Raw genomic sequence first — 26,679 nt, 5'->3', positions numbered from 1 at the left:
GCCCTTCGGGCAGGCCATACGGGGATGACACAAGCAAGAAGCCCAAGTTGAGTTGTGTCCTCCCCGGCGGACTGCCCGCTCGCCGGCTTCGCCGAAGAACCGGCGCTGCGCGCCGAAGAGCACGCGCTGCGCGCGGTGGGTGGGTGTGGGGGTGTTGGTGCGAAAGGGGTCGGGAGCGTGTGCTCCCGACCCCCTTGGTGTTTCCCCGGCTGCTCAGGACGGCAGGGTCGGCACTGCGCTGAAGATGTTCTCCGGGTCGTACTGTCGTTTGACCGCTAGCAAACGGGAAGCGTTGGGGCCCAACGCTGCCCGTACTCGGTCGGTCTCCTGTGGGCCCAGGAGGTTGGGGTAGCCGCCCGGGAGGGACAGCGGGGCCAACGTCCGGTCCAGTTCCCACGTCCACGCTCGGTGGGGGGTGGCGTCCGCGTCTGCGTCCCACGTGCCGACGATCTCGATCAGGTTGTGGTCCTGGCGGAGGCCGAAGGCTGTTGCCGTGGTGGGGACTCGGGAAGCCGCGCCGTGGAAGTGGTGGACGAAGACGCCCGAGTACGGGGACGTGATGCGGGACGCCGCCGCTACCAAGGCCTCGGCCACCTCGTCGGTCACCTCCGTCACCTGGCGGTTGGCGGCGAGGGTGTGGCGGCCGTCCACTACCACCGCGTCGAGCAGGCCCAGCGCCTCGAACGGGGTCATGGTGCCTAGTTGGGCCGAGATGGGCTTGCCCAGTGCGGCGATGCGTTCCGCGTGAGCCTGTGCACGGCCTGAGCCGCCGCTCCACATCGGGAGCAGGTAGAGCAGGGCCTTGCCGTCGGGGCCGGCGAAGAAGCCGGTCATCACGCTCAGGTCGTCGGGGGCGGCGGCGATCAGCTCGCGGTAGCCCTTGAGGACCTGGGTGCCCTGGTCCAAGCCGAACAGGACCATGCCGGACAGGACGCTGCGCAGTGGGTGCAGGCGGTAGGTGGCGCGGGTGACCACGCCGAAGTTGCCGCCGCCGCCGCGCAGGGCCCAGAACAGTTCCGGGTTTTCCGTGGCGCTTGTGGTGACCTGGCTGCCGTCTGCCAGCACGACCCTGGCCGACAGGAGGTTGTCCGCGGCCATTCCGTGCTTGCCGAGGAGGAGGCCGTAGCCGCCGCCCAGGGTCAGGCCGGTGATGCCGACCGCCTTGACCGTGCCGGTGACGGCGGCCAGGCCGTAGCGGTCCGCTGCCGCGCCCACGATGCCGGCGGTGGTGCCGCCCTGGGCGTCGATGGACAGGGCGTACGGGTCGACCGTGACGGCCCGCAGGAACCGCAGGTCGACCACCACGCCGCCGTCGCGCACGGCGCGGCCTGCCCAGTCGTGGCCGCCGCCGCGCACCGAGATGGGCAGGCCGTGTTCGCGGGCGATGCGGACGGCCAGGGCCACGTCCTGTTCGGTGGCGCAGCGGGCGATCATCGCCGGGGTGAAGTCCGCCGCGCCGTTCCAGACCCGGCGGACGGTGTCGAAGTTCGGGTCCGAGGCGACCAGCACGTCGCCGATCAGCGCCGCGCGCAGTTCGCTCAACGCCGCCGCGGTCCGCGCGGACAGCGAAGTCGTCATCGTCATGCGTGTAGTCCCACCTTTCCTGTTCTCAGACACCCCGCGCCAGGCGGCGCAGGTCTACCGACTCGTCGGCGAGCATCGCGGCGTCGACGGGGACGTTGCGGTCCAGCAGCCGCCGCAGCGCCTTGATCTCCTGCGGGCGGTTCACCGCGACCGCGCCCACCAGGCCGCCGCCGCGCAGGGCGATCGCGGTGAAGTCGGCGGTCAACTCGCCCCGCACGACGGTGCGGTCGGCCGTGGTGAACGAGCCGACGCCCTCCAGGTGCGTGTCGTAGCGGTCCGACCAGAACCACGGCGCCTTCGCCGCGGGCGCGGGCTGCCCGAGCACACCGGCCGCCGCCGCCTCGCCCTCGCGCAGGGCCGCGTCCCAGTGCTCCTCGCGCGGCGCGCCCACGCGGCGGGCCACGTCGCCGGCCGCGAACACCGCCGGGTTGGACGTGCGCCCGGCGTTGTCGACCAGCACGCCGCCGTCCACGGCCAGCCCGGCCGAGTGCGCCAGGTCCAGGTTCAGCTCGATGCCGATGCCCACCACGACGACGTCGCAGTCCACGACCCCGTCGCCGATGTGCAGCCGCACGCCGCTGCCGGTCGACTCGACCCGGCCGACCGACCCGCGCCGCAGGTCCACGCCGTGCTGCTCGTGCTGGGCGTGCAGGACCCGGGCGATCTCCGGGCCCACGACACCGACGAGCGGCGGCGTGACCGGGTCCAGCAGCGTGACCTCGCAGCCCAGGGCCACCGCCGACGCGGTCACCTCCGCGCCGATCAGCCCCGCGCCGACCACCGCGACCCGCGTGCCCGGCACCAGCCGTTCCCGCAGGCGCACCGCGTCCCGCGCGGTCCGCAGGGTCAGCAACGACGGGTGCTCGGCGCCCGGCACGCTCAGCCGGCGCGCCGTGCCGCCGGTGGCCAGGACCACGGCGTCGGCGCGCTCCACCGTGCCGTCGGCCAGGACCACCGCGCGCTCGGCCGGCCGGATCTCCTGCGCCGCCACGCCCAGCCGCAGGCCGACCTGCCGGTCGGCGTACCAGCCCTCGGGGTGCAGCCGGACCTCGTCGAGCGCGGACTTGCCGGTCAGCACGTCCTTGCTCAGCGGCGGCCGGTCGTACGGGGGCTCGTCCTCGGCGCCGATCAGGGTCAGGCGCCCGTCGTAGCCGTGGGCGCGGAGGTACTCGGCGGTCGTCACGCCGGCGAGGCCCGCGCCCACCACGACGACACTGCCCGGTGCCCCGCTCACGTGCGTGGGATCAGGTAGATCGCGTCCTCCAGCACCTCGACGTCGTGCGTCGTGGTGTCTTCGGTCGCGGGGGAACCCACGGCGGCGCCGGTGCGCAGGTCGAACGTGCCGCCGTGCAGCGGGCACTCCACGAGGCCGTCCTCCACCCACCCCTCGGACAGCGAGGCCCGCGAGTGCGTGCAGGTGTCGTTGAGCGCGTGGAAGCGACCGCCGTCGTTGAACAGGGCGATCGCGTCGCCCGTGCCCGTCTCCTCCCGCGGCACGCGCAGGGACTCGCCGTGCGGCAGGTCCGCGACGCGGCACACCAGGACCCGGCGCCCGGTGCTCTGTGGTTGGTCCACCACGTTCGTGCTCCTTAAGCTCAGCTCTGGTAGTCGATGCGGGCCAGGCCGAAGTCCTCGGCCGCGATGATCGGGTCGAAGAACTCGTGGTACTCGTAGATCTGGCCGGCGTCGGTGAACTTGAAGATCGACAGGTAGGTGTTGCGGTACCGCTTGCCGCCCTTGAGCAGGCAGTTGCCCTCGAACCGGGCGACGACGGTGTCGCCGTCCTCCCAGGTGTCGGTGATCGGGAAGCTCCAGCTCTCGAACAGCCCCGGCGTGTCCTTCCACCGCGAGTACACGGCGGTCTTGCCCACGATGTGGTGGGGGAACATCCTGGTGCCGAACGGGTAGTAGTGGTCGGCTCCCTCCGCCCACAGCTCTATCCAGGCGTCGATGTCCATCTCCTCCAGCAGTCGGAGGAAGGTGTGCACCGTCCGCACGTTGCGGCTCAACTCGTCGGGCATGGGCTCTCCACTCGATGTCCACAACGGACGCGGCCCCGTGCGCGCGAAAGCACAGGGCCGCGATTCCATCCACCCCGGCAGGGAGCCGAGGTCGCTTGCTCAGGCCCTGGCTTCGGGCCCGATGATCCAGTGCTCGCGCGTGACCAAGCGGTGCACGTAGCGGGGGTTGACGAAGGCCTCGTAGTCCTCGGTCAGCTGCTTGTACTCCGGGGACTCCAGCGCGTCGCGCAGGGCCTCCACGTCGTCGAACCACAGCTGGTAGGCCGCGTCCAGCGTGGGCTCGCCGATGCCGTACCAGCCGTCCACGGTGTGCCCCTGGACGTAGCGGCGCAGGCCGGGCAGCTTCAGGCCCAGCTCGCCGTGCTGGTGCAGGCTGTAGGCCCGGAAGTCCTCCAGCGACACGCCTTCCTTGCGCTTGACCAGGATGATCAGCTTCACCCAGTTCTGCCCCTTGTACAGGGCGGGACCGGACTTCAGCTCGTGCGCGTTGGTGTCGAGCACGAGGGTCTGCCAGAACGCGGCCCACTTGGGCTCGTCCAGCCGGGCGCCCTGGAGGAACTCCTCGCTCTGCAAGGACTCGATCTGCTCCTCGGGGTTGAGCCAGATCTCGGCCACGCCCTGCCACTTGGGGTCGCCGTTGCCCAGTTCGAAGTCGAACGTGGTGTCGATCATGTACTTCTTGATCTGCTTGATCTTGCTGGCGTACTGGACCGCGTGCACGTTGACCCAGTAGTCCTGGAACTCCTCGACCGTCATGCCCGGCTTGGGCGCGGCGAAGATCAACTGGTGGATCATGTCGCTCCCTCAGACCTTGTAGCGCTTGATGACGTCCTCGGCGAAGCCGATGTAGTCGCGCAGCGGCCACACCTCCTCGAACTCCAGGTACTCCCGCATCGGCAGCCGGCCCAGCGCGGTGCGGTCCAGCTCCTCGGCGTTGGGGGCGTCGATGATGCCGATCACGCGCTTCTGCGCGGCGACCTTCCACAGGCCCACGGCGAAGCCCGAGTCCAGCGTCTCCTGGGCGTGCTCGGCCTCCTCCTGCTCGATCTCCCACAGCTCGTCGAGCGTGATGCGACCCTCGTGGTTCCACTTCATCTGGACGTAGAACAGCATGTGCGCTCTCCTCCTAGGACTTCGCGCGGATCAGCTCGGTGAGGGGGTGGTCGGCGCCGAACTCGTCGATCGCCAGGTCCAGCGGGGTCTTGCCGTCGTGGCCGACGATGTCCAGGCGCGCGCCGGCGTCGATGACGATCCGGGAGCACTCCTCGTAGCCGTGCCACAGGGCGTCGTGCAGCGGGGTGTAGCCGTTGGTGGCGCCCTGGAAGTTCAGGTCCACGCCCGGCCACTGCGCGATCAGGCGGGTCAGCTCGACGTGCCCGTTGTAGACCGCCTTGTGCAGCGGCACCGCGCCGAAGGTCGGCTCGGTCGCGTTGACGTCCGCGCCCGCCTCCAGCAGCAGCCGCGCGATCTCGGTGTGCCCGTCGCGCGACGCCACCAGCAACGGGGTGTGGGCGTCGTTGAAGCCGTTGACGATCGGGAACTTCTCGTCCACCGGCGCGCCGTCGCCGATGAGCTTGCGCACGCCCTCGACGTCGCCCTGGGTCACCGCGGTCATCAGCAGCTGGTCGGCGGCGCGACGCTCGTCGGAGGCCTGGCGCTCCTGGATGTACTGGTGGGCAAGCAGGATCTTGTCCTTGCCCATCGTGTTGACGTTGAGCTCGTACTCGAAGTGCTGCTGGAGCGAGAAGCCGTAGTGCGTGCCCAGGTTCAGCGACGCGCCCCGGTCCAGCAGGTACTTGGCGATCTCCGGGTTCTTGAACCACACCGCGTCCATCAGCGGGGTGTGGCCGGTGTTGGGCGTGACGGCGTCGATGAACGCGCCCGCCTCCACCAGGGCCTCCACGACGGCCAGGTCGCCGCCCTGGCACGCCTTGTGCAGCGCGGTCGCGCCGCCACCGCTGTCCACGTCGTACACGTCCGCGCCGGCGGCGATGAGCAGCCGGGTCAGCTCCGCGTCCGCGCGGCCCGCCGCGATCAGCAGCGGAGTCAGTCCACTCTGGACATCGCGGTGGTTGACGTCCGCGCCGAACCGCAGCAGCTCGGCCACGGTCTCCCGGTCACCGGCCCAGGAGGCGGCGATCAGCCGCTCCTCGCGGTCGGCGTTGAACGCGGCCACCTCGCCGTTGGGGTCGAAGTAGACCTTCCACGACACGATCCGGCCGCTGTCGTCGACGACGAGCTTGTGCACGTCCTCGATCTCGAACTCCTGCCGGGTGCGGGTGTGCGCGGCCCGGGTGTAGATGACCGCGTAGGCGGTGTCGCCCTCGGCGCGCAGGTCGCGCAGCGCGTAGTCGAGCACCTCGGTGGTCTCGCCGCGCACCTTGAACGCCCGGCGCACCGCGGGCAGCCCGACGTGGCGGCCCAGGTAGGGGATGACCTCGTTCCACCGGTCGACCGGCAACTCGAAGTCGATGGTGTGGGACAGCGCCGACAGCGCCGAGTCCAGGTCGCCCCGCTCGAGGTCGGTGAAGTACTTCTCCACCACCCGGCGGGTTCGCTCACTGCTCATCGCAGATCCTCACTGCTGGGGGTTCTTCTTTCGCCGCCGAAGGAATTCAGGTCGGGCGCGCATTCAGTAGTTCACGGGCCGACGGTGGCGACAAGGACGCACGGGGGCGGCGCGGGGACTGCGTGAGGTCATCCGCACAGCTCACGAAGTGCCTTCCCGCGCAACGACTTTCCTTGTGGCAGGCCCGCGGGCGTGGCGAGAGTTGCGGTCACAGCCCACCCAGACAAGACGAGACCACCACAGGAGTGTGTTGACCGTGACCGCGGATGGCACCAATTCCCGGACCGTCCGGGAGGACACGCTGGAAGTATTCCGGCAGCTCGGTCTGACGACCGTGTTCAGCAATCCCAGCCACACCGAGATGAAGCTGTTCGAGACCTGGCCGGACGACTTCCGCTTCATCATGGGGCTCCAGGAGTCCGCGGTGGTCGGCATGGCCGACGGCTACGCCCAGGCCACCGGCGAGCCGTCCCTGGTCGTGATCAACGGCGGCCCCGGCACCGGCAACGCGATGGGCTCGATCTACACCGCCGCGAGCGCCCACACCCCGATGGTGATCATCGGCGGTCTCCAGGCCCGCAAGCTCCAGCAGGGCGCGCCGTTCCTCAACGCGCCCAACGCCACCCAGCTCCCGCAGCCCTACATCAAGTGGGCGGCGGAGGCGGCCCGGCCGCAGGACGTGCCGGCGCTGATCGAGAAGGCCTACCACATCGCCAAGCAGGCGCCCCAGGGCCCGGTGTACGTCGGCGTGCCCGAGGACGACTGGATCCGGCCCGCCAACTCCACCCCCTACAAGATCCGCAAGGTCCAGCCCGCCGTCGTGCCCGACCCGCAGGTGCTCGGCGAGGTGGCCGACCTGCTCAACTCGGCCACCAACCCGGCGATCGTGGCCGGCCCCGGCGTCGAGATCGGCGGCGCGCGCCGCGACCTGATCAAGATGGCGGAGCGGCTCAACTCGCGCGTCTACGGCAGCCCGGTGTGGCCGCGCGGCGCGTTCCCGGAGAACCACCCGCTGTTCGGCGGCGTCCTCGCGCCGCTGCCCGAGCTGATCAACGCGCGGCTGGCCGAGCACGACGTGGTCATCGTGCTGGGCAGCCCGACCTTCACGCTGTTCACCACGGCCGACCTGTTCTCGCAGGCCGCAGCGCCGCTGGACGGCAGCGACGCGCCGAAGCTGCCCGAGGGCACCCGGTTCGTGCACGTGACCGACGACCCGGAGGCGGCGGCCTGGAGCATGGCGGGCGAGGCGTACGTGGCCCCGCCGGCGGCGTTCGTCCGCTCGATCGTGCCGCTGCTGCCCCAGCGCCAGCGGGTGACCCTGCCCGCGCTGCGCGAGCCGATCCCCACCCCGGAGGCCTCCACGCCGATCAGCGAGCCCTACCTGTTCCACGTGCTGTCGCAGGAGCTGCCCTCGGACGCCCAGGTGTTCGAGGAGCTGCCCATCGGCCGCGCCCCGTTCCACGAGCAGATCCCGCTGGGCCCGGACAACGGCTACTACGCCACCGCCTCGGGCGCCCTCGGGTTCCCGTTCGCCGGCGCGGTGGGCTACGCGGTGGCCCGGCCGGACGTGCGGACCGTGGTCGTGGTCGGCGAGGGGTCGGCGCAGTACACCATCCAGGCGCTGTGGACCGCCGGTAAGTACAACCTGCCGGTGACGTTCGTGATCCCGAACAACTCCGGCTACCTGTCGCTGAAGTACTACCTGGACGACACCAGCCAGAAGGCGTGGCAGGAGGGCTGGGACCTCAGCGGCGTGGACATGGCGGGCCTGGCGCGCGGGTTCGGCATGGCGGGCGAGCGGATCGAGACGCCCGAGCAGTTGCAGTCGGCGCTGCGCCGGGCGCTGTCGGCGGACGGGCCGGTCCTGCTCGACGTCGTGGTCTCCGACCCCGGGTTGTTCCGGCTGTAGTCGACGCCACCCGGCAGCCGCCTGGTGGTCGTCGGGAGGAAGCGGTGTGCGCTCGTCGTGGTGGCCGGGAGGATTCGTCCTCCCGGCCACCACTCATGTCGGCCGTCTGTTTCGACGGTCCCATCGAAAATGCAAATGTGGAGGTTGGTCGCCGCCATGCGAATCGGAAATCCCTCCGACCGGGTGCCGAGCGGGATAGCATGCGAGGGCGGGCGAACAGCCCGTCGGGGGAGGGTGCGTTGTGGCCGCAAAACAACGGAGTAGCGAGTTGGGGCGTTTCCTGCGAAGTAGGCGGGAGAAGCTCGAACCGGCGGCGGTGGGATTTCCGACCGGGCCGCGGCGGCGTTCCCGCGGACTGCGCCGGGAAGAGGTCGCGGTGCTCGCGGGGCTGAGTCCGACCTGGTACACCTACCTGGAACAGGGCCGGGACATCCGGCCGTCGCCCGAGGTCGTGGACTCGTTGGCCAAGGCGCTGTGCCTGACCGAGGACGAACGCCGATATGTGCACACGCTCGCCTATGGCCACGTGGCCCGGCCATTGCCGTTCGCGGGTCAGGTGCCCGCGGCCGAGCTGCTCGGCGCGGTGGTCGGGTCGTGCGCGTGCTCGCCTTATCCGGCGTTCGCGGTGGACGGCTGTTTCGACCTCCTCGCGTGGAATAGCGCTGCTGAATCCTGGTACGGCGACTGGGGCGCCCTGCCGGCGGAGGAGCGCAATTACCTGAGGTGGCTGCTGACGTCCCCGCAGGCCCGTGAGCGGCTCGTGGACTGGGCCGGGGAGGCCCGGGACTCGGTGGCCGTGTTGCGGACCGAGGCGGCGCGTGCGCCCGAGGACGTCGCGCTCGCCCGGCGGATCCGGGAGTTGTCGGTGCTCAGCCCGGAATTCGACCGGTGGTGGGATGAACGGATCGTCCGCGAGCGCAGGTCCGGGACCAGGGCGTTCCGGCACCCCGAGCACGGGGTGCGCGAGCTGCGGCTGGTGCCGCTGGAGTCGCCGGAGGTCCCGGGAGCGGTCGTGGTGCTGCACGTGGCGGCCTGACGGCGGGCGGGCGACTTGACGTAGTCCGCGCACGTTGGCGGGGCCATTGGGAAAGCTGATACCCGCATCACCGGGGCGGTGGTGGCCGGGAAAGGTTTTACCGCTGCGACACAGAATCTGGATAACGTCGCGGTGACCCGCCGTGGAACGGGTCGCCGGACCGAGGAGGACGTCCGCCGCCGCGCCAACAGCGTGGCGAAGGACACAAATGTTCCGCTCGGCGGGCGCGGTACCCCGCGATCCACCCGCCGTTGCCGGGACATTCGCACAACGGGCCGATCCGCCGGCTCGTTGAAAGTTCTTCGAATTAGGAGCCGATCCCGTGGGCGGCTTTCGGTTTCCCCGTTGTTACGCCGCCCGGATGCCCTGCTCGACGCAACCGGTGACGCTGAACGGGGTAAGCGCGGGCACGCCGGACGGACCGGATCGGTGGAACCCGGAATACCAGCACAAGTCAAGTCTAGACATTCGTATTGAACGCTTGAAAATCTTGGGTCGTCACGGAGGGGGAGCCTGAACCGTGACCGCGTCGGCCGGGAGGTCGACCGCTGGGGGAACTGGGGCGATCACGGGCCGAAGGCTTGAGCGCGCGGGACCGTGTTCCGGTGGGCACTGGGGCTACCGGAGCACGGCATCCTACCCTGCGCGCTCGCGCCGCCCGGTGTGTCGAGCGGATCTCCCCACAGGACCGGGCAGTTCGGCTGCCCGGTGGCAGGAACGAGGGACAGGGCCGCCACGGGGACGCCTGGTGGCCATCCGAATGCATGGAGGGGACGACCGTGCTCAGGTTCGAGTCGGTGTCGGCGGGAGTCGATCCGTCTGATTTAGTCAATGTGTCCGAATTGTGTGACGAGCTTTTCACCAGCCTGGGTAGGTCCGACCAGCGTCGATGGGCCGAGGTGTACGTCAAGGGCCTGCTGGCGGTGCCGGGCCGCAAGTCGATCCGCCGGATCTCGGAGCAGATCGTGGGCAGGGACGCGGACCAGTCCTTGCAGCAGTTCGTCAACCAGAGCCCCTGGGCGTGGGCTCCGGTGCGGCAGCGCCTGGCCGAGCGGATCGGCCGCGCGATGCGGCCGACGGCCTGGGTGGTGCGCGAGGTGGTGTTCCCGAAGAACGGGGACAACTCCGTGGGGGTCGCGCGGCAGTACGCGCCGGCGGCGGGCCGGATGCTCAACTGCCAGCGCGGGCTGGCGGTGTTCCTGGCCGGTGAGCAGGGCGCGGTCCCGGTGGACTGGCGGCTGCTGATGCCCAAGGCCTGGGACGAGGACACCGAGCGGCGCGCCAAGACCCGCGTGCCCGACGACGAGCGGTCCAAGGCGACCTGGCAGTACCTGCTGGACGCCTTCGACGAGATGACGGGCAGCTGGGGGTTGCCCGCCATGCCCGTCGTGGTCGACCTCAGCGGCGACCCGGCGATGGTGCCGCTGCTGGGCGGCCTGGAGGAACGGGGGATGAGCTACCTCGCCGAGGTGTCGGCGTCCATGCCGGTCTCCTCGGTCAACGTGGTCGGCACCGCGCGCCAGCCGCGCACCGTCGGCCAACTCGTCGCGGCGGCGGCCCAGCGCGGTCGCACCACGCTGGCCTGGCGCGACGAGCGCACCGGCGGCATCACCACGTCGGACTTCGTGGTGGCGCCGCTGCCCCGGCACCTGCCCGCCGACGGCAGACCGGCGCGGCTGATGAGGCCGCGGCACGTGCTGGCCGAGTGGCCCGAGGGCCACAACCGCCCGCGCGCGGTGTGGACGACCAACCTGGGTGCGACCGGCATCCGTGAGCTGGTGGGCCTGCTGAGGGCCCGGGGCCAGGCCGACGCGCAGTGCGCCCGGCTGGCCGAGGAGTTCGGGCTGCGGCACTTCGAGGGCCGCTCGTTCCAGGGCTGGCACCACCACGTCACCCTGGTGTCCGCGGCCCACGGCTACCGGATGCTCCAGGAGATGGAGAGGGACGGCTTCGCCGAGGAGCTGTTGCGCCCCTACGCCTGAGCGGGGCGGCACACCCCGACCCGGCGCCACGGCGCGGGAGTGGACCAACGACGTTCCGCTCCCGGACCGGCGGTCGAACGGTGTTATGTTAGGGAGTGTCCCGTACCGCGCAGAAGTGGGGTGGTGGCCGTGCGCCGATCGGCGGCGGAAACCCGTGAGCACGTCCTGTCCGTGACCCGGGACCTGTTCTACTGGCACGGCATCCGCGCCGTCGGGGTGGACAAGGTCGCCGCGGAGGCGCAGGTGGCGCCCACCACGCTCTACCGGCTGTTCGCCTCGAAGGACGACCTGGTCGCCGCCTACGTCGAGCACGCCGACCGGGACTACCGCGCCTGGTTCCAGCAGGCCTCCGCGGCGGACAGCGACCGCGACGTGGCCGAGCGGATCCTCGCGGTGTTCGACGAGCTGATCGCCCAGGTGCAGCCCGAGCGCTCGCGCGGCTGCCCGTTCCTGATGACGCTGGCCGAGTTCCCCGACCCGCAGCTGCCGCAGCACCGCAACGCGGTGGCCACGAAGACGTGGATGCGGGCGCAGTTCGGTGAACTGGCCCGGGAGTACGCGCGCGACCACGACATCGCCGACCCCGAGGAACTGGCCGACGAACTCTCGCTGGTCATGGAGGGTGTCTACGCCTCGGTGCAGGCCCTGGGCGCGGACGGGCCCGCCCGACGAGCCCGTGAGCTCGTCGGGCGGCTGCTGTCCGGCTGACGCTGAGGGGACGTCGGCGTCAGCGCGGCAGGTCCGCATGGCGCTCGAGGAAGGCCTCGACCTGGTCGGCGCTCTCGATCGGGAGCGGGTAGAACACCAGCCGGTCGATGCCCAGGTCGGCGTAGCGCTTGACCAGGTCGGCGGTGATGGTCTCCGGGTCCAGGTGCAGGAAGCTGAGCTGGAGGGGGCCCAGCTCCTCGGGGCGCCGCACGTCGCCGGCCACGCGGGTGAGGCCGTCGAGGTGCTTGGTGAGGTCCTCCGGGGTGTTGCCGACGCCGTACCAGCCGTGCGCCTTGGTGATCGCGCGGCGGAAGGCGGCGTCGCTGTGCCCGCCGACCACCAGGTGCGGCCCGGCCTTCTCGACCGGCTTGGGGAGGGCGTCCACGCCGGAGAAGGACACGTGCTTGCCGTGGTACTCGGGGGCTTCGTCCTGCCACAGCGACTTCATGGCGTCGATGTACTCGTCGGTGCGGGCGCCGCGCTCGGAGGGCTGCACGCCGACCGCGCGCATCTCCTGCTCCTGCCACCCGGCGCCCACGCCCAGCCGCAGCCGGCCGCCGCTGAGCACGTCGACACTGGCGGCCTGCTTGGCCAGCACCAGCGGGTTGCGCTGGGGGAGGATGACCACACCGGTGCCGAGTTCGATGCGGTCGGTGACGGCGGCGATGAAGCTCAGGTGGACCAGCGGGTCGACCAGCGGTTCGACCTCGTCGGTACTGGGGGAGACGACGTGGTCGCCGGCCCACCACGAGCCGTAGCCGAGCTCTTCGGCGCGGCGCGCCAGCCGTGCGGTGGCCTCGGGGCCGAGGGTTCCACGTGCGTTCAGCCCGTGCAGACCTAGTTCCATGAGATCAAGTCTGGTGAGAAGGGCTTACTTTGTCCAAGATCCGCTGTTATAACTCATGGCTATGGACGTGCATGTCCGTGACCTGCGCTATTTCGTCGCCGTCGCCGAAGAGCTCAGTTTCACGAGAGCCGCTCGGGACCGCCTTTTCATCTCCCAGCCGGCCCTGAGCAAGCAGATCCGCCAACTGGAGTCGGCGCTGCGGGTCGTGCTGTTCGAACGCGACCGCAGACGGGTCGCCCTGACCGCCGCGGGCCGGGAGCTGTTACCCAGGGCCCAGCGGCTGGTGCGGGAGTGGGACGACACCAGGATGGCGGTGTCCGACGCCGCGGCGCGGCGGGCGGCGACGCTGAAGGTGGGGTTCCAGACCCGGATCGGCCGCGGGCTCATCCCGTCGGTGACCGAGCGGATGGACGAGCTGCTGCCCGGCTGGCGGCTCCAGTTCCGCCAGGTGTCGTGGGCCGACCCCACCGTGGGGTTGGGCGGCGACGAGGTGGACGTGGCCGTGGCGTGGCTGCCGGTGCCCAACTCCGGCGAGCTGTCGTGGCGGGTGGTGGCCAGCGAGCAGCGCTGGGTGGCGATGGCGCGGGGCCACCGGTTGCAGCGCCACGACGTGGTGCCCTTCCAGGAACTGGCCGACGAGCCGTTCATCGCGCTGCCGCAGGAGGCCGGTCCGTCCCGGGACTTCTGGCTGGCCGTCGAGCACCGGACCAGGCCCGCGCGGATCGGGGCGGAGGCGGCCACGGCGGACGAGACGTTCGAGGCGGTCGCGTCCGGGCTGGGTGTGGTGCTGGTGTCGGCGGGGAACACCGAGGTCTACCACCGGGCCGACGTGGTGTACCGGCCGGTCGAGGGGATCGCGCCGAGCACCCTGGCCGTGGTGTGGCGCACCGGGGACGAGCGCGCGGGCGTGCGGGTGTTCGTGGAGGCGTGCGTGCGGTGCCTGTACCCGGCGCCCGAGGAGCTCGGGTGAGCCACGGCACAGGACGCTCCTACTTCCGATAGATGGATGTCCTAGTAATCTGGACGGTACTTCCGCGATGCCGAAGGAGCCGTCGTGACCGCCGACCGCACGTTGTACACGCCCGAACACCCGGTGCGCTTCGTGACCGCCGCGAGCCTGTTCGACGGCCACGACGCGGCGATCAACATCATGCGGCGCATCCTCCAGGCCCAGGGCGCCGAGGTCGTCCACCTCGGCCACAACCGCTCGGTGCGCGAGGTCGTCGCCGCGGCGGTGCAGGAGGACGTCCAGGGCATCGCCATCAGCGCCTACCAGGGCGGGCACGTCGAGTACTTCACCTACCTGGTCGAGTTGCTGCGCGAGCGCGGCGCCGAGCACATCAAGGTCTACGGCGGCGGTGGCGGCGTCATCGTGCCCGAGGAGATCGCCTTGCTGCACGAACGCGGCGTGGCGCGGATCTTCTCGCCCGAGGACGGCCAGCAGCTCGGCCTGGCCCGCATGATCAACACGATGGTGCAGGCGTGCGACGAGGACCTGGCCGAGCGGGCGCCGTCGTCGTGGGACGGGCTGTTCGCGGGCTCGGAGGACGTCCTGGCCCGCGCCATCACGCTCATCGAGGCGGGCAAGCTGCCCGAGGACGTGCACGCGCGCATCAAGCAGTCCGCGCGGGACGTGCCGGTCCTGGGCATCACCGGCACCGGCGGCTCGGGCAAGTCGTCGCTGACCGACGAGCTGGTCCGCCGGTTCCGCCTGGACCAGGAGGACAAGCTCCGCATCGCCGTGCTGGCCATCGACCCGACCCGCCGCCGCGGTGGCGGCGCGCTGCTGGGCGACCGCATCCGGATGAACTGCCTGGAGGGCGACCGGGTCTTCTTCCGCTCGCTGGCCACCCGCCGCGCCGGGTCGGAGGTGCCCGACGGGCTGGCCGACGCGATCCTGGCGTGCAAGGCCGCCGGGTTCGACCTGGTGGTCGTGGAGACGCCGGGCATCGGCCAGGGCGACGCGGCGATCGTGCCGTTCGTGGACCTCTCGTTGTACGTGATGACGCCGGAGTTCGGCGCCGCGTCGCAGCTGGAGAAGATCGACATGCTGGACTTCGCCGACGCGGTGGCGATCAACAAGTTCGAACGCCGGGGCGCGGAGGACGCGCGCCGGGACGTGGCGCGGCAGCTGGTGCGCAACCGCGAGGCCTTCGGCAAGTCGTGGGAGGACATGCCGGTCTTCGGCACCAGCGCGGCGACCTTCAACGACGACGGCGTGACCGCGCTGTACCAGCACCTGCGGGGTGAGCTGGCCGAGCGGGGCCTGGAGGTCTCGCCGGGCGCGCTGCTGCCGGTGTCGGGCAAGGTGTCCACGTCGGCGGCCACCGTGGTGCCCGCGAACCGGGCGCGGTACCTGGCCGAGATCGCCGAGACCGTGCGCGGCTACCACCGGGCCACCGAGACCCACGTCGACGCCGTGCGCCGGGTCGCGCACCTGCGGGCCGCCCGGGACGAGCTGGTCGCCGCCGGTGCGGACGTGTCGGCGATCTCATCGCTGCTGGAGTCGGCGGAGCGGCACGTGGACGGGCTGTCCGCCGAGCTGCTGGCCGCGTGGCCGAAGGTGGTCGAGGACTACACCGGCGACGAGCTGGTGGTCCGGGTGCGGGACAAGCAGATCCACACGCAGCTCGTGCGGGAGACGTTGTCCGGCAACAAGGTCCCGCGCGTCGCGCTGCCCCGCTTCGACGACGACGGCACCCTGCTGCGGTGGCTGCGCAAGGAGAACCTGCCCGGCTACTTCCCCTACACGGCCGGGGTCTTCCCGTTCAAGCGGGACGGCGAGGACCCGGCGCGCATGTTCGCCGGCGAGGGCGACGCCTTCCGCACCAACCGCCGGTTCAAGTACCTGTCCCAGGGTTCGGCGGCCACCCGCCTGTCCACCGCGTTCGACTCGGTGACCCTGTACGGCCGCGACCCCGACACCCCGCCGGACATCTACGGCAAGGTCGGCACGTCCGGCGTGTCCATCGCGACCCTGGACGACATGAAGGCCCTCTACGACGGCTTCGACCTGACCGCGCCCACCACGTCGGTGTCGATGACCATCAACGGCCCCGCACCGACGATCCTGGCGTTCTTCTTGAACACGGTCGTCGACCAGACCCTCGACAAGTTCCGCGCCGAACACGGCCGCGAGCCGTCGGCTGCGGAGGCGGAGGAGCTGCGGGCGTGGGCGCTGGCCACCGTGCGCGGCACGGTCCAGGCGGACATCCTGAAGGAAGACCAGGGCCAGAACACCTGCATCTTCTCGACCGAGTTCTCCCTGCGGATGATGGCCGACATCCAGGAGTGGTTCATCCGCAATCGCGTCCGGAACTTCTACTCGGTGTCGATCTCCGGCTACCACATCGCCGAGGCCGGGGCGAACCCCATCAGCCAGCTGGCGTTCACGCTGGCCAACGGGTTCACGTATGTGGAGTCGTACCTGGCGCGCGGCATGGACGTGGACGACTTCGCGCCGAACCTGTCGTTCTTCTTCTCCAACGGCATGGACGCCGAGTACAGCGTCATCGGCCGGGTGGCACGGCGGATCTGGGCCGTGGCCATGCGCGAGCGGTACGGGGCGAACGACCGCTCCCAGAAGTTCAAGTACCACGTGCAGACCTCCGGCCGTTCGCTGCACGCGCAGGAGATGGACTTCAACGACATCCGGACCACGTTGCAGGCGCTGTGCGCGCTGTACGACAACTGCAACTCCCTGCACACCAACGCTTACGACGAGGCCATCACCACGCCCACCGAGTCGTCGGTGCGTCGGGCGATGGCGATCCAGCTGATCATCAACAAGGAGTGGGGCCTGTCGATGAACGAGAACCCGTTGCAGGGTTCGTTCGTCATCGACGAGCTGACCGACCTGGTCGAAGAGGCCGTGTTGATGGAGTTCGACCGGTTGTCCGAGCGCGGCGGCGTGCTGGGCGCGATGGAGACCGGGTACCAGCGGGGCCGCATCCAGGACGAGTCGATGCTGTACGAGCAGCGCAAGCACGACGGTTCCCTGCCGTTGATCGGCGTGAACACGTTCCTGCCGGAGGACGGGTCGCGCGAACACGTGACCATCGAGCTGGCTCGGGCTACCGAGGACGAGAAGCGCTCGCAGGTCGAGCGGACTCGTGCGTTCGCCGCGTCTCACGCCGCTGAGGCGGAGCCCGCGCTGCGGCGGCTGAAGGAGGCTGCGCAGTCTGGGGAGAACGTGTTCGAGGTGCTGATGGACGCGGCTCGGGTGTGCACGCTGGGGCAGATCACGGAGGCGTTCTTCGAGGTGGGCGGCCAGTACCGCCGCAACGTCTGACACGCCGACTCACGCTCCGCGCCGTCGTTCGAGCGCGGAGCGTGGGCGGCAACGCCGACCAGTGCAAGGCGGCAGGCTTTTCCTAGGCAGGCTTGTCCTGGTGTCCTAGGACATCGAAGTGGTTCGCCACGAGCCACCGTAACGAGGACGGCTCGACGCACGCACGAGCCCTCGCCGCGGCCGGCCCCGGCGCGGCAGTCGCCGCATCGATCCCCTTCCGCCTCAACCCGTTCCGCTGTGCCGGGCCGCGAGCCGCCGCAACGGCGGCAACACGGGGTCGGCCGCACCGCTCCCCGACGTCGTCGCACGCGCCAACGCGACAGCTCTGTCGACAGTTGCTCCCGGCACCCGTTCGACGAATCCGCGCCAGTGCGAGTTGGCGAGATCGGCGGTGACGTCGGGTGGCACCTCCGCAGGCGGCAGGAGGCGCAAGGCCTCCTCCAGCACGGCGATGCTCTTGGCGAGGTCGTCCTTGGCCGATGCCGGCGAGCGCATGGAGCGGATGCGCAACTGCTTCCCGAGCATGGCCAGCGCGAGCGCCCTTCCCGGTGCGGACGACGCGTCCACGATCGCCTGCTGGACTTCGATCAGCCGGTCCAGGTCGGTGGGCTGCTCGTTGTCCCCGTTGAACCTCCTGATGAGCAGATCGGAGAGTATGACCAGGCACGGGAAGTGGTCGGGGTGGTCGGGCGGTGTGATCCGAACAGCCTCCTCCATCGCGCTGATGCCCTGGTGGAGGTCGGCGTCGGCGGTGCTGGGGACCGACTGCGCGCGTTCTCTCAGGCAGGAAGCCTGGACCTGGAGCACCTTCGTCCGGTCCGCCGGCTCGACCTCGTCGAGAAGACGACGTTGGACCTGGATGCACCGGTCGAGGTCTCCGGGCTCGGCCACACCGAGGTCGATGCGCGAGAGCAGCGCGTTGGAAAGCCCCATCAGCACCTCCGCACGGGGGTCGAGCTCGACGGCCTCGTCGTAGGCCCGGACCGCTTCGGACAGATCCGCGTGCGCGCCTTCGCCGCCCAGACGGCCCCTGTCGCACAACAAGCCGCCCAGCACGTCGAGGGCCGCCGCGCGCGGTGCCCCGACTCGTAGTGCGGCCAACTCGCGCTGGAGTTCGATGGCGCGGTCCAGGTCGTCGGGTCGCCGGTGATCGGTCTGCATGCGCTCGACGAGCGTGTTCACGAGACTCGCCGTTCGGTGGTCGACCTCGTCGGGCTCCGTGCTCATCCCGAGGGCGAGTTCGTAGAGCGAGACCGCTTCGTCGATGTCGGCCTTGCTGGTGTAGCCGTCGCGTGCGAACCGACGGCGCAACAAGCCGCCGGAGACGCCGAGCACTTGTGCCCTGTCGTCGAGGCCCGGCCGGTCGAGGATGTCCTGTTGCAGCCCGATGAGCCGGTCGAGGTCTCCTGGCCGCTCGTCCTCGGTCATCATCCTGGCGTAGAGCGTGCGGGCCAACCCGAGGAGCCGGGTGAGGTGGAACTCCGAGTCGGGAGCGGTCTGCTCGAGCGATTCTCCGTACCGCCGGATGGACTCGTCGAAGTCCTCGGACCGCGTCGCCTCCTGCTCGCCTGCACGTCGGAACAGCCAATAGGCGAGGATCGAGAGCGTAGCTGCGCGGGAAGTCGGCTCCGACCGCTCGAGCACTTCGCGTTCCACTTCGATCAGGCGGTCGAGGTCGCCGGGGAGTCGGTGGTCTGCCTGGATGCGCTCGACCAGGCCGTTCGCCAGACCCTTCAAGGTGTCGATCAGGCCCGTGTGCTCGCTGTCGGAGGCGGCGACCGCGACCTCGTAGGCGTTGATGCTCTCGTTCAACTGCCACGGGTCGCGATCCCGCTCCCAGGCGCCCAGCAGTGCCTCGCCGAGGAGGCCGGGCGCGATCGCCTCCAGCGACGGTGGCCGCCAGCCGTCCCACAGCCGCAGGACGTGCTCTTCGACCTGGCTCCGCACCACCTCGCGGTAGTGCGAGGCGTTGGTGTCCAGCCAGTCGCCGGCCGCTTCGTCGCTCCCCTTCTGGTTCATGAACTTCGAGGTGAAGTCCGTGACCAGATCAGCGTCCATCCCCGCGTACAGGATCAACCCCACCGGCAGCGTCACCGCTTGCTGGATCCGGCCGGCCAGCCCGCCCAGTGGCACGGTCGTACCCGGCAGGAGGGTGTCACCGGAGCACAGGGCGCTCACCTTGATGAGGTGGTTGAGCCAGATGGTCGAGTCGGCGCTCATGCGCTTGCGGTCGGCGAGCAGGTCGAGGCAGCGGGCCAGGCAGCGCGCGAAGGAGGGTTGACCGGCGCTGAGCGTCGCCGCCGCGGTGGCGTGGTCGAGCGCGTCCCTCGCTGTGTCGCTGCCCGCCAGGCCCCAGTCGTGGCGGCCCAGATCGGTCAACACGACCGCGAGTCGTTCGTGCGCGTCGCGCACATCGGCGCCCTCGAGGCCGCCTGCCACGACCCACCGCCCGAAATCCCCGTGGAAGTGCCGCAGGGCGCCGTTCTCGTCCGGGGCTAGGACGGCGCGCAGGTCGTGCAGGAGGAGGGCGAGCTCGGCGTTGCCGATGCCCAGCGCCTCGGGGACGACCGCCGTCGGGATCGGTGCGCTGATCTCCTGCCCGGCCGTCACCATGCCGATCAGGGCGAGGCCGTTGTGCCACGAGGCTCCCGGGCGTCGCACGACCCGGTCGCGGGTCCTGCGGACGGCGTCGTCGTAGACGCTCTCCAAGCCGGCGGCGGTGGTGATGTTCGCGGGCGGTTCCCCTCCCGCCGCCACCTCGTCGGCGATGGCGGAGGCGACGTAGTACGCCCACACCCAGATGCCGTCGGCCTTGTCGACCACCTGTGCCGTCAAGCGGTCGCGGTGGTCCGCGGGCACCCGCTCCAGCAGCAGCCGGGTGTAGGCGGCCAACGCCTCGCTGTCGGAGGGGTGCGGGGAACCGAGGTCGACGACGACCGGGCGGTCCGCGCCGGCGTGCGCGACTTCCAGCGGGACTTCGGGTTGACCGGCCACGAGGAGCCGCAGCCGGCCGAGGCCGCGGTCGCGGTGCGGGGAGTGGTCGATGGCCTGCCCGATCGCGGACACCAGCGCCACGAAGGGTTCCGCGTCCCGCAGCGCCTCGTCGAGCCCGTCGACCACCAGCAGGAGCGGCTTGCCCGCGGGCAGGGTGTCCAGGACCGGTGCGACGTTCTCCCGGAAGTCCCCGACGAAGTCGATGCCCATCGCGACGTTCATGACGTTGAGGTGGATCTTCGCCGCGGTGATCTCGCTGTTGGACACGTTGCGGAAGTGGTGCTCGACGTCGACGTTCACCCAGGGCGAGGCGCGGTCGTTGCTGTCCCGCGTGTCCGGCGGCACGCGGGACAGCAACGACCGGCGCAACGTCGACCACGTGAACTCGTCGATCTTCCTGCTGCGCGGGTCGCGCAGCACCGTCGCGGCGACGTCGGTGTCGTCCTCGGCGTCGGCCTTGAGACTCCAGGCGTGGAGTAAGCGGCTCTTGCCCGTTCCGGGCGGCCCGGTCACGACCATCACCCGGCTCGCGGAATCGGACGTGAGCCAGCGGGAGAAGATCTCGTCGACCCAGGGGCGGGGCACGAAAAATGCGGGCTCGAAGGGGTTCGGGATTTCGTTCGACATGGTCGACCATCGTAGGTGGCATGGTCGAGTTCCTTGCTGGAGCGGTTCGTCTCGCTATGGTTTCGGTTCACGAGATCCCGGGCGTAACGCGGGAAGTCGGAACTCGATATCCCCCTCGATGAGCAATCTCGGTCCACGCCGCGCCAGGCTGGTCACCGCGCTGGCCAGCGTGCTGCCCGCCGGTGCTTTGGCGGTCCTGGTGAACGTGTGGACCTCGGGTTGGGCCTGGGCCGCGGGTGTCGGTGTGGCCGTGGTGCTCCTCGGTCAGGTCGCCATCACGTGGTTCCTGCCGCCCTCCGGGTCCGGAGAAGCATCGGGGATATCCGTCCGGCAGCGCTTCGGCGATGTGAAAGACAGTGCCGTCACCGGTATTCGCGCGGATGGAGCGCCGACTTCGCCCGTCGTCCTCGACCAGGGGTTCAAGGACGTCACCGGGTCGAAGATCGTCGGTGTGGAGATCGGCGACACCGGCGCGGCTAGGGATAAGGCCGAGGGCGAATAACGCTCGACGCCCGCACCACCAGGCGGGTCGGCAGGACGGCGGGTGGTGGGGTCTGGCCGTCGTGGATCATCGTGAGCACCGCGCGGGCCGCTGCCGCGCCGATGCCGGCCTTGTCCTGGGCGACGGTGGTCAGCGGCGGGTCGACCAAGGCCGCCAGTTCGATGTCGTCGAAGCCCACCAAGGCCACGTCGTCGGGTACGCGCAGGCCGGCGTGGCGGGCCGCCAGCAGTGCGCCCACCGCCATCTCGTCACTGGCGCAGAACACCGCGGTCGGCGGCGTGGGCAGGGCGATCAGGCGGCGCATGGCGTCCTGACCGCTGCCCCGGTGGAAGTCGCCGGTCACCACGTGTTCGTCGGGCACGGGCAGTCCGGCTTCGGCCATCGCCGCGCGGAAACCGGCCAGCCGGTCGGCCGACGGGACGTTGCCCAGCGGGCCGGTGATGGTCGCGATGCGCTCGTGCCCGGCGGCCAGCAGGTGTCGCACCGCCTGTCGTGCGCCGCCCGCGTTGTCGGAGGTGATGTAGGTGGCCCGGTCGCCCTCGACGACCACGTCCACCGCCACGCACGGCAGGCCGGACCGGGCGAACGCCGTGAACGCCGGGCCGTCCTTGCCGCTGTCGATCAGCACCAGGCCGCCGAGGTGGTGGCGTCGGGTCATGTTCACGTACGCCACCGGGTCGGCCAGCGAAGCGCCGACCGCCCGCAGCGCCGCCGAACCGCTGGTGGCGAGCATCAGCAGGTGGTAGCCGTGGGCGCTGAGCGCGGACTTCAGGCCGATCAGCAGCTCTTGCAGGTACGGGTGGCGCCACCCCGGCCGGCGGTGGTCGGTGTCCCACACCAGGCCGATCAGGCCGGACTTGCGGCTGGCCAGCGCGCGCGCCGACTCGTTGGGCCGGTAGTCCAGTTCGCGGGCGACCCGTTCGACCACCTCGCGCTTCTCCCGGCTGACCGTGAGCGGTCGGTTGAACACGCGCGACACGGTCGCGACCGACACCCCGCACAGTTCGGCGACCTCTCGGATCGTGGCCATGTTTGTAACCGCTTTCAGTGCTCCGGCTCCACGTGGGCTGACCAGCGTGAACCCTACTTCACCTGCACAAAGCCGAACCAGCCCGGACCGCGCGGATCACGGGGTCGTTACTTGACCAGGCCACCGGCACGCCGTGTCATTGCCGCCGAGGAGGTGGGGCATGACCGGGTTCGGGGCGGGCTTCCGCTGGGGTGTGGCGACGTCGGCCTACCAGATCGAGGGCGCGGTGGACGAGGACGGCCGCGGCCCGTCGATCTGGGACACGTTCTGCGCCGTGCCGGGCGCGGTGGCGGGCGGTGACACCGGGGCGGTGGCCTGCGACCACTACCACCGGTGGCGCGAGGACGTGGCGCTGCTGGGCGAGTTGGGCGTGGACGCCTACCGGTTCTCCATCGCCTGGCCCCGCGTGCAGCCCGAGGGCCGGGGCCGGTTCGAGCCGCGCGGCCTGACGTTCTACCGGGAGCTGTGCGAGGAGCTGCTGGAACGCGGCATCGAGCCGTTCCCGACGCTCTACCACTGGGACCTGCCGCAGGGCCTGGAGGACCGCGGCGGGTGGCGCTCCCGCGACACCGCATACCGGTTCGCTGAGTACGCGGGCGTCGTCCACGCGGCCCTGGGCGACCTGGTGACCCGGTGGACCACGCTCAACGAGCCGTACGTGTCCTCCATCGTCGGCTACGGCGAGGGCCGGCACGCGCCCGGCGCCCGCGAGGGCCGCGGCGCGCTGGCCGCCGCCCACCACCTGCTGCTGGCCCACGGGCTGGCCGTGCGGACCATGCGCGGCGCCGGGGACCACGAGTTCGGCATCGTGCTCAACCAGTCCCCGTCGGTCCCGGTGACCGGGTCGCCCGAGGACGTCGCCGCCGCCCGCCGCCACGACCTGCTGCTGCGCCGCCAGTTCACCGACCCGCTGTTCGCCGGCCGCTACCCGACCGACTACACCGAGGTCTTCGGCCCCGTGGACTTCCGCGACGACGACGACCTCGCGGTGATCGGCACCCCGCTGGACTTCGTCGGCGTGAACTACTACTACCGCCAGCACGTGGCCGCCGCGCCCTTCCGCGACCCGGACCGCAGCACCCGCACCGCCAACGACATCGGCATCGACACCACCCGCCTGCCCGACGTCCCGCGCACCGCCATGAACTGGCCGGTCGAACCGGAGGGCCTGACGGAGGCGTTGGTGGGCCTGAAGAACCGCTACCCGGACCTGCCGCCGGTGTACGTCACCGAGAACGGCTGCGTGTACAGCGACCGGCCGGGCTTCCAGGACGACGAGCGGATCGCCTTCCTGGACACCCACCTCTCCGCCGCCCGGGACGCGGTGGCCGCCGGCGTGGACCTGCGCGGCTACTTCGCGTGGTCGTTCCTGGACAACTTCGAGTGGGCCCACGGCTACAAGCCCCGGTTCGGCCTGGTGCACGTGGACTACCAGACCCAGACCCGCACCCCGCGCGCCTCGTTCCACTGGTACCGGGAGCGGATCGCGGTGTCGAGGACGAAGCCGACGGACCCCGAGGCCTGAGCGCTCCGGCTGGTTCCGGCCGCCGACCGCCTCGACGAGGCGATCGGCGGCCCACGACCGTGCGCCGGCGGTCGCCGGGGCGATCCAGGCGTGGGCGGTCGCTGGGCGACCTAGGCGTGGGCGCGGGCGGTGGTGCGCAGGGCCACGGCCGCGCGTTCCAGGCTGCCCAGCACGCCCGGCGGCATTTCCTGGTGCCGGCCCGCGACCTCCTGCAACATCACCTGCATCGGCGCGGACTCCTCGGCCTCCGCCACCGCCAGCACCTTGAACGTCGTCCCCGGCGGGAAGACCACCCGTTCCTGCACGACGCTGCCGAACGAGTCCACCACCTGCACCCGGCGGCCGGTCATCGACCAGATCACGTACTCCGTGCGCCCGTCGAACGGCACGGACGGCCCCGCGATCGTGCTCAACAGGCCGTGCTCGACCAGCAGGTCACCGGTGCGGTACCGGCGCGCGTCGCCCCAGCACACGGTCACGCCCTGGTGCACCGGCAGCCGCCGCAGGCCCGAGACCACGCCCGCCGCGTAGGGCCACAGCCTGCCCAGCCGGCCCGTGCGCAGGGCCTCGACCATGATCTCCTCGTCCTGCTGGAGGCACGCCGACACCGCCGCCAGGTCGGTCACCACGGCCTCGAAGGCCTCCGGGTCCTCCGGGCGCACGTCGATGTGGCGGCAGGCCACGGCCGCGTGGGTGGCGTACCGCTCGCCGAGCATGCGGCGCAGGGCGTCGCGTTCGGGCTCGGTGCTGCGGTGGTCGACCGGGACGTGCTCGTCGCCCTCGCGCTCGCCCCACACCGGGGCGGGGGACCGGGGGAGCGGGCCGTCGAGGCTTATCGGCACGGGGTCGTCGGCGACCTCCTCGACCGGTGCCGGCACCGCGACCGGGACGGGCTCGGCGGAGAGGCGTTCGCGAGCGCTGGGGACGTGGGCCACCGGCTCGTGGTGCGCGACAGGCGGCGCGGGTTCGTGGTGCGCGGGCTCGTGGTGTGCCACCGCGGGCTCGTGGTGCGCCACCGCGGGCTCGTGGCTCCTCACCACGGGCTCGTGGTTCGTCACCGCGGGCTCGTGGTGCGCGACCGGGGGCGTGGGCTCCTGCGGCGCGGGTTCGTGGTGGTGGGCCGGGAGGGTGGGGTCGTGGTCGTCGTCCTCCGGCAGGTCCGCCACCGGGTCGGCCATCGGCGGCTGGGGCGCGGGGGTCGGGTCGCAGAAGACGACCTTCAGCAGCCGCCGCACCTCCGGCTCCAGCCGTTCCACCAGGGACGCGCCGGCCACCGCCACCGCGCCCGCCGTCGTCTTGCCCGGGGAGCCCACGGTCAGCCGCGCCCACTCCGGGTCCACCGGCAGCGCGCGCACCTCGGGACCGTTGTCCTCGGCGTCGCGCACCCACAGCCCGGACGGCACGACCTCCAGCACCACCCCGCCGCCCAGGTCGAACACCCCGGGACCGCGTTCCACCAGGCCCGGCACCGGCACCCGGTACCCGGACACCGCCGGCCCGCCACCGGGGGTGTAGGACACCTCGGTCACGTACGGCCGCCACGTCTGCTGCCCGCGCGGGTTCACCGCGACCACCGCCGCGCCCGAGCGCATCGCCGCCACCGGCAGGCCCGAGTACAGCGCGATCGGCTCGCCGAGCTGGTCGGCCACCTCCTGGCCCTGGTGCTCGCCGCCGTACCAGACCAGCCGCACCCGCGACCGCGCCGCCGACGACAGCCCGCCCAGCAGCCGGCACACCTCCTCCACGGGGATCGGCGGCTGTCCCGGACCTCCCACGACGACGGTCAGCACGTTGTCCCGGCACGGCAGGGTCACCACGGCCCGCGCGTCCGGCGCGGCCGGGTCGAACGGCACCCGCTGCGCCCGCAGCCACAGCCCGGCCGGGATCGGCTCGGAGATGCCCACCTCGCCGGTCGGCCACGGCGAGTTCGGGTCCACCGCCTCCCACTGCGGCACGGGGAACCGGCGGCCCAGCGGCATCGGCGACGCGCCGGGCAGGAACCGCAGCCACGACCCGTACCCGCCGTTGCCCACGACGAACGCCGCGCCCGGAACCGTCGTCACCGCGCCGTCCGCCGCCACGACCTCGGCCTGGAGCTGTTCGGCCAGCCACTGGGCGGGCGCGGTCGGGCGCAGGGTGCCCGCGTGCGAGGTCATCAGCCGCACGGGACCCCGGCCCTTGAGCGCCGCCGCGACCGCGGGCCAGAACTGGGACTCGTCACCGGCCGGGAAGTCGACCACCACCACGGTCCGGCCGCGGTCCACCGGCAGGCTGCGGGCCAGCGCGGTCGCCGCCTGGCCCGGCCCCTGCGGCGGCGCCACGACCAGGGTCGCGCCCGCGAAGGAGGCCGTGAACTGCGGCTGCTGGGGCGCCGGCACGGGCGCGGGCTCGCGCTCGACCACCACCGGGGTCTCGGTCGGTGTCGGCACCACAGTCTCCTTCGGCACGGAACGTCGGAACATCAAGGCGCCCGATCACCTCCTGGCACGACGCGCGAGGACGCCCGCACTCTATCCGGGTGACCCCCCGTGAGGACCAGGGTCGGTGCCGCCTTCCGCCCCGCCCCGCGGGTCCGACCGGCGCAAGATCGAGAAGTTCACCGTTGCCAGTCGCGGTCCACAGTGGACCTCGACGACCGCGACACCGCCAGGGACCAGCCCACGAGCGCCCCGAAGGCCACGTGGTCCAACCACTGCGGCACCGCCGGCAACGCCCGGACCGCGGGCACCCGCACCACCCCCAGGTCCAGCGCCGCGATCGCCAACCCCGCCACCGCCCCGCCGGTCACTCCCAGTGGTCGCCGCGCGTCCACGGCGGCCAGCACCACCGTCCAGAACGCGGACACGCAGACGTGGGCTGCGACACCCCGCGGCACGCTCGGGCGGCCCAGCAGCGCGCCCGCCGCACGCGTCGCGGCCAACGCGTCACGGCCGGTCACCAGCGCGTGTACCGTGGAGGGCACACCGCTGAGCGTCGAGGCCACCAACCAGGCCCGGATCAAGCCCCGCATCGCGACTCCGTCGTGTGCGCGCGGAATTGTCGGAGGCGGAAGTT

At 71.3% G+C, this 26,679-nt stretch carries 20 protein-coding genes; 8 read left to right on the top strand and 12 right to left on the bottom strand.

The window, feature by feature from the left end:
• Positions 1-213: 213 nt before the first annotated feature.
• From WBN91_RS08150 to WBN91_RS08120, 7 genes are all read right to left on the bottom strand, one after another.
• Positions 214-1,584 (bottom strand): FAD-binding oxidoreductase, encoded by a 1,371-nt coding sequence (locus WBN91_RS08150; protein ID WP_337722657.1) that lies wholly within the window; start codon positions 1,582-1,584, stop codon positions 214-216.
• A 25-nt stretch (positions 1,585-1,609) separates the two neighbouring features.
• Positions 1,610-2,818: an NAD(P)/FAD-dependent oxidoreductase gene (locus tag WBN91_RS08145; RefSeq protein ID WP_337722656.1), complete on the bottom strand. Its 1,209-nt coding sequence runs from the start codon at positions 2,816-2,818 to the stop codon at positions 1,610-1,612.
• Positions 2,815-3,162, bottom strand: a complete 348-nt coding sequence (locus tag WBN91_RS08140) for a bifunctional 3-phenylpropionate/cinnamic acid dioxygenase ferredoxin subunit (protein WP_337722655.1) — start codon at positions 3,160-3,162, stop codon at positions 2,815-2,817. Before WBN91_RS08140 ends, WBN91_RS08145 begins: the two co-directional genes overlap by 4 nt.
• 17 nt (positions 3,163-3,179) lie before the next feature.
• A complete protein-coding gene (locus WBN91_RS08135) occupies positions 3,180-3,605 on the bottom strand; it encodes a nuclear transport factor 2 family protein (protein ID WP_337722654.1) in 426 nt (141 codons plus the stop codon).
• 99 nt (positions 3,606-3,704) lie between these two features.
• Positions 3,705-4,400 carry an EthD domain-containing protein gene (locus WBN91_RS08130; RefSeq protein WP_337722653.1) on the bottom strand — a complete coding sequence of 232 codons (696 nt, stop codon included), beginning with the start codon at positions 4,398-4,400 and terminating at the stop codon, positions 3,705-3,707.
• 9 nt (positions 4,401-4,409) lie between these two features.
• Positions 4,410-4,718: a muconolactone Delta-isomerase family protein gene (locus tag WBN91_RS08125; protein ID WP_121219005.1), complete on the bottom strand. Its 309-nt coding sequence runs from the start codon at positions 4,716-4,718 to the stop codon at positions 4,410-4,412.
• Positions 4,719-4,731: 13 nt separating this feature from the next.
• Complete coding sequence (locus tag WBN91_RS08120; protein WP_337722651.1) at positions 4,732-6,174, bottom strand: ankyrin repeat domain-containing protein; 1,443 nt, start codon at positions 6,172-6,174, stop codon at positions 4,732-4,734.
• A 256-nt stretch (positions 6,175-6,430) separates the two neighbouring features.
• Here WBN91_RS08120 and mdlC point away from each other — a divergent pair, with 256 nt between their 5' ends.
• From mdlC to WBN91_RS08100, 4 genes are all read left to right on the top strand, one after another.
• Positions 6,431-8,083 (top strand): benzoylformate decarboxylase, encoded by a 1,653-nt coding sequence (gene mdlC / locus WBN91_RS08115; RefSeq protein ID WP_337722650.1) that lies wholly within the window; start codon positions 6,431-6,433, stop codon positions 8,081-8,083.
• 241 nt (positions 8,084-8,324) lie between these two features.
• Positions 8,325-9,119, top strand: a complete 795-nt coding sequence (locus WBN91_RS08110) for a helix-turn-helix transcriptional regulator (protein WP_337722649.1) — start codon at positions 8,325-8,327, stop codon at positions 9,117-9,119.
• A 764-nt stretch (positions 9,120-9,883) separates the two neighbouring features.
• Entirely contained in the window at positions 9,884-11,101 is a 1,218-nt protein-coding gene (locus WBN91_RS08105; RefSeq protein WP_443217676.1) for an IS701 family transposase, read from the top strand.
• A 129-nt stretch (positions 11,102-11,230) separates the two neighbouring features.
• Positions 11,231-11,809 (top strand): TetR/AcrR family transcriptional regulator, encoded by a 579-nt coding sequence (locus WBN91_RS08100; protein WP_337722647.1) that lies wholly within the window; start codon positions 11,231-11,233, stop codon positions 11,807-11,809.
• Between the two features lie 19 nt (positions 11,810-11,828).
• On the opposite strand, the gene WBN91_RS08095 is transcribed toward WBN91_RS08100, so the two are convergent.
• The gene (locus WBN91_RS08095) at positions 11,829-12,656 is read right to left on the bottom strand and encodes an LLM class F420-dependent oxidoreductase (protein ID WP_337722646.1); all 828 of its coding nucleotides are present in this window, start codon (positions 12,654-12,656) and stop codon (positions 11,829-11,831) included.
• A gap of 61 nt (positions 12,657-12,717) precedes the next feature.
• On the opposite strand from WBN91_RS08095, the gene WBN91_RS08090 reads away from it, so the two are divergent.
• Positions 12,718-13,626: a LysR family transcriptional regulator gene (locus WBN91_RS08090; protein WP_337722645.1), complete on the top strand. Its 909-nt coding sequence runs from the start codon at positions 12,718-12,720 to the stop codon at positions 13,624-13,626.
• 84 nt (positions 13,627-13,710) lie between these two features.
• A complete protein-coding gene (gene icmF / locus WBN91_RS08085) occupies positions 13,711-16,947 on the top strand; it encodes a fused isobutyryl-CoA mutase/GTPase IcmF (protein WP_337722644.1) in 3,237 nt (1,078 codons plus the stop codon).
• Positions 16,948-17,169: 222 nt separating this feature from the next.
• Here the strand turns inward: icmF and WBN91_RS08080 are convergent, their stop codons facing one another.
• Positions 17,170-20,568: a tetratricopeptide repeat protein gene (locus WBN91_RS08080; protein WP_337729370.1), complete on the bottom strand. Its 3,399-nt coding sequence runs from the start codon at positions 20,566-20,568 to the stop codon at positions 17,170-17,172.
• Positions 20,569-20,812: 244 nt separating this feature from the next.
• On the opposite strand from WBN91_RS08080, the gene WBN91_RS08075 reads away from it, so the two are divergent.
• Complete coding sequence (locus WBN91_RS08075; RefSeq protein WP_337729369.1) at positions 20,813-21,070, top strand: hypothetical protein; 258 nt, start codon at positions 20,813-20,815, stop codon at positions 21,068-21,070.
• Here WBN91_RS08075 and WBN91_RS08070 read toward each other — a convergent pair.
• Positions 21,045-22,100, bottom strand: coding sequence for a LacI family DNA-binding transcriptional regulator (locus tag WBN91_RS08070; protein WP_337722640.1), 1,056 nt, complete (start codon positions 22,098-22,100; stop codon positions 21,045-21,047). The genes WBN91_RS08075 and WBN91_RS08070 overlap by 26 nt on opposite strands.
• Positions 22,101-22,260: 160 nt before the next feature.
• Here WBN91_RS08070 and WBN91_RS08065 point away from each other — a divergent pair, with 160 nt between their 5' ends.
• Complete coding sequence (locus tag WBN91_RS08065; protein ID WP_337722639.1) at positions 22,261-23,625, top strand: GH1 family beta-glucosidase; 1,365 nt, start codon at positions 22,261-22,263, stop codon at positions 23,623-23,625.
• A gap of 110 nt (positions 23,626-23,735) precedes the next feature.
• Here the strand turns inward: WBN91_RS08065 and WBN91_RS08060 are convergent, their stop codons facing one another.
• Positions 23,736-26,054, bottom strand: coding sequence for a hypothetical protein (locus tag WBN91_RS08060; protein ID WP_337722638.1), 2,319 nt, complete (start codon positions 26,052-26,054; stop codon positions 23,736-23,738).
• Between the two features lie 167 nt (positions 26,055-26,221).
• Positions 26,222-26,635 (bottom strand): hypothetical protein, encoded by a 414-nt coding sequence (locus WBN91_RS08055; protein WP_337722637.1) that lies wholly within the window; start codon positions 26,633-26,635, stop codon positions 26,222-26,224.
• Positions 26,636-26,679 lie beyond the last annotated feature (44 nt).

Source organism: Saccharothrix sp. CCNWYY140 (assembly GCF_037401995.1).
Lineage (GTDB): Bacteria > Actinomycetota > Actinomycetes > Mycobacteriales > Pseudonocardiaceae > Actinosynnema.
The sequence above is the reverse complement of the archived record's forward strand: the minus strand, read 5'-3'. Positions and strand labels throughout refer to the sequence as shown.

Excerpts from the sequence above, each read along its gene's own strand:
- WBN91_RS08105 (WP_443217676.1), top strand. The coding sequence starts at position 9,884 with ATGGAGGGGACGACCGTGCTCAGGTTCGAGTCGGTGTCGGCGGGAGTC.
- WBN91_RS08055 (WP_337722637.1), bottom strand. The coding sequence starts at position 26,635 with ATGCGGGGCTTGATCCGGGCCTGGTTGGTGGCCTCGACGCTCAGCGGT.
- WBN91_RS08070 (WP_337722640.1), bottom strand. The coding sequence starts at position 22,100 with ATGGCCACGATCCGAGAGGTCGCCGAACTGTGCGGGGTGTCGGTCGCG.
- WBN91_RS08080 (WP_337729370.1), bottom strand. The coding sequence starts at position 20,568 with ATGTCGAACGAAATCCCGAACCCCTTCGAGCCCGCATTTTTCGTGCCC.
- WBN91_RS08135 (WP_337722654.1), bottom strand. The coding sequence starts at position 3,605 with ATGCCCGACGAGTTGAGCCGCAACGTGCGGACGGTGCACACCTTCCTC.
- WBN91_RS08065 (WP_337722639.1), top strand. The coding sequence starts at position 22,261 with ATGACCGGGTTCGGGGCGGGCTTCCGCTGGGGTGTGGCGACGTCGGCC.
- WBN91_RS08150 (WP_337722657.1), bottom strand. The coding sequence starts at position 1,584 with ATGACGATGACGACTTCGCTGTCCGCGCGGACCGCGGCGGCGTTGAGC.
- WBN91_RS08130 (WP_337722653.1), bottom strand. The coding sequence starts at position 4,400 with ATGATCCACCAGTTGATCTTCGCCGCGCCCAAGCCGGGCATGACGGTC.
- WBN91_RS08120 (WP_337722651.1), bottom strand. The coding sequence starts at position 6,174 with ATGAGCAGTGAGCGAACCCGCCGGGTGGTGGAGAAGTACTTCACCGAC.
- WBN91_RS08095 (WP_337722646.1), bottom strand. The coding sequence starts at position 12,656 with ATGGAACTAGGTCTGCACGGGCTGAACGCACGTGGAACCCTCGGCCCC.
- WBN91_RS08090 (WP_337722645.1), top strand. The coding sequence starts at position 12,718 with ATGGACGTGCATGTCCGTGACCTGCGCTATTTCGTCGCCGTCGCCGAA.
- WBN91_RS08125 (WP_121219005.1), bottom strand. The coding sequence starts at position 4,718 with ATGCTGTTCTACGTCCAGATGAAGTGGAACCACGAGGGTCGCATCACG.